The 2,839-nt window shown below is 47.2% G+C and carries 4 protein-coding genes; 3 read left to right on the top strand and 1 reads right to left on the bottom strand.

Translation table 11 applies throughout. The features are described from left to right. A partial coding sequence (gene gatC / locus B3O33_RS05550; protein ID WP_292363164.1) for an Asp-tRNA(Asn)/Glu-tRNA(Gln) amidotransferase subunit GatC occupies positions 1–208 on the bottom strand: 208 nt, incomplete at its 3' end. Between the two features lie 120 nt (positions 209–328). On the opposite strand from gatC, the gene B3O33_RS05555 reads away from it, so the two are divergent. The 3 genes from B3O33_RS05555 to mreD form a co-directional block, all read left to right on the top strand. Then, a complete protein-coding gene (locus B3O33_RS05555) occupies positions 329–1,375 on the top strand; it encodes a rod shape-determining protein (RefSeq protein ID WP_292362399.1) in 1,047 nt (348 codons plus the stop codon). A gap of 84 nt (positions 1,376–1,459) precedes the next feature. After that, positions 1,460–2,392, top strand: coding sequence for a rod shape-determining protein MreC (gene mreC, locus B3O33_RS05560; protein ID WP_292363167.1), 933 nt, complete (start codon positions 1,460–1,462; stop codon positions 2,390–2,392). Beyond that, positions 2,392–2,839, top strand: a 448-nt coding sequence (gene mreD, locus B3O33_RS05565; RefSeq protein WP_292363165.1) for a rod shape-determining protein MreD, incomplete at its 3' end; no start/stop codon positions are given. The genes mreC and mreD, both read left to right, overlap by 1 nt.

Raw genomic sequence — 2,839 nt, forward strand, 5'->3', positions numbered from 1 at the left:
TTTCTGTCACAACGTCTTCACGAAGTCTCTGGTGAGCATCCAGAGGGTGTGCCATCGGACTGACCTCATTGGTATCCACAGCGCTCATCTGTTCAACCAGAGTAAGGATATTGTTCAGATCCCGTGCATAATCAGGAATGGTGCTTTCATCAATGGCGAGTCGCGCAAGATGCGCGATTTTTTCAACATCGGATTTATCTAAACTCATCAGTCGTCCCGTAAGTTAATTGATTTCACAAAGTTGAAGTTTAAATCATTAGTTGCTTGCCCAACAGACCTGAGCATTGCTAAAGTACTCATTTTACCTCTTCCGGATGTGGTTTCTTAAATGTTTGAACGTTTACGCGGGATATTCTCTAACGATCTGTCTATCGATCTGGGTACAGCCAATACGCTGATATATGTGCGGGGACGGGGCATCGTTTTGGATGAACCTTCAGTAGTCGCAATTCGACAGGATAAGGGGCCGGGCGGCCCTCGCTCGATTGCCGCCGTTGGTGCAGAAGCAAAAAGAATGTTGGGGCGAACCCCTGGAAATATCACGGCGATTCGACCATTGAAAGATGGGGTGATTGCTGACTTCACAGTCACCGAAAAAATGTTGCAGCATTTTATTCGCAAAGTGCATGAAGGGCGCTTTTTAAAACCAAGTCCGCGCGTTTTAGTCTGTGTTCCTTGTGGATCCACTCAAGTTGAACGTCGGGCCATTCGTGAATCCGCTGCCGGTGCCGGAGCGCGTGATGTGTTTTTGATTGAAGAACCGATGGCAGCAGCCATTGGCGCTGGTATGCCAGTTGAAGAAGCCAGTGGTTCGATGGTATTGGATATCGGTGGTGGTACGACGGAAGTGGCCATTATTTCATTAAACGGTATTGTTTATTCAGCTTCTGTTCGTATCGGTGGCGATCTTTTTGATGAAGCAATTGTGAACTATGTGCGTCGTAATTACGGCACATTAATTGGTGAAGCCACTGCGGAAAAAATCAAAAAAGAAATTGGTTCAGCTTACCCGGGAAATGAAGTCAGAGAGATGGAAGTGCGTGGTCGTAATCTGGCCGAAGGCATACCTCGCAGTTTCACTTTGAACAGTAATGAAATACTCGAAGCTTTGCAGGATCCGCTTGCCGGTATTGTGGCTGCAGTGAAGACTGCTCTGGAGCAGACACCACCTGAACTGGGTGCTGACGTTGCTGAACGCGGTATTGTTTTAACGGGTGGTGGTGCGCTGTTAAAAGATTTAGATCGCTTGCTGATGGAAGAAACTGGCTTGCCAGCCATTGTCGCAGAAGACCCGTTGACTTGTGTTGCCAGAGGTGGTGGCCGGGCGTTAGAACTTATCGACGAACGCGGGAGCGATGTATTTACGTTTGAATAGCCTTCAGTAAGATTGATGTTGGTATTTGACCTTTACAAATAACACGCTTGTTTGTGAAGGTCTTTTCATTTTCGGAACTGAGCCATTAAACCGCTATTTACCCATACACCGTCGTTAAATACACGAATGCTACTTGCCGTAGTCGCTTCTGTATTGCTGTATTTTCTCGATACCCGGCTGGATTATTTCAAGCCCGTAAGAGCCACACTATCGACTGTTGTCTATCCGGTGCAGAAACTTGCCTCGATGCCGGATGATTTCGTCACTTGGTTTAGTGAGTTATTTCAGGGACATCAGCAGCTTCGCGAAAAAATCATGACACTGGAAGCGCAAAACCTTACCAATAGTGTGCGGATGCAAAAAATGCAGGCACTGGAAAGTGAAAATATGCGTTTGCGAGAGTTACTTGGTTCTTCATTCCGTCTGCAGGAGCGAGTTCAAGTCGCTGAATTGTTGAGTGTCGATTTAGATCCTTTTTATCAACATGTCATTATCGATAAGGGCGAATCATTTGGTGTTTATGAAGGACAGCCAGTACTCGACTCATTAGGGGTCATGGGGCAGGTCGCTGAGGTGAGTCAGTTTTCCAGTCGCGTAGTATTGCTGACTGACCCGAGTCATAGTATTCCGGTACAAATTGTCAGAAATGGTTTACGTGCCGTGGTCACGGGGCGAGGTTTGAGCGAAGCCCTACAGATGGAGTTTTTACCCCACAATGCCGACGTGCGTGTCGGCGATATGTTAGTGACTTCCGGTTTAGGTGGCCGTTTCCCCGTGGGTTATCCTGTTGGAACAGTGACCGCAGTTGATTTCCCACAAGGAAAATCTTTTGCTGAAATTGCGGTTGCACCAGCCGCGCGTTTATCGACCAGTCGAGAAGTCATGCTGGTATTGCCCGGCGAAAAAATTGATTTCGGCATTACTTCCCCTTTGCAGATTGAAGAAGATGATCTGCAACGATTGGAAGAGCCACTTGCTATTGATGAAGTGGTGACGCCAGCAGAGGGAAATGACTGATGGTATTGGTGAGACCACAGCATAGTAGTGTGATTTACATTACCTTATTATTCGCCATATTGTTAATGCTGGTGCCAATACCGGATAGCCTGCGTTATGCACGGCCGGAATGGGTAGCAATGACATTGATTTATTGGGCTATGGCGTTACCGCAACGCGTTAGCATTGGTGTTGCCTGGTTAACCGGGCTGGTCATGGATTTGATTACGGGTGGTGTTCTCGGCATTCATGCGTTTGCCTATGCTCTGGTGATTTATCTGGTAGGCCGACTGCATTTACAGCTCCGCCAATACCCCCTATGGCAGCAAGCATTCACCATATTATCTCTGGTTTTTCTGGTGCACTTTATCGTCATGTTAAATGCGCCCAGCAGCTTTAGTTTGACTAATTGGATGACTGTTCTGACAAGTACGCTGGTCTGGACGCTGGTATATGCCGTATTAAGGA

Origin of the sequence: Methylophaga sp. UBA1464 (genome assembly GCF_002325665.1) — a bacterium.
Taxonomy (GTDB): Bacteria; Pseudomonadota; Gammaproteobacteria; order Nitrosococcales; family Methylophagaceae; genus Methylophaga.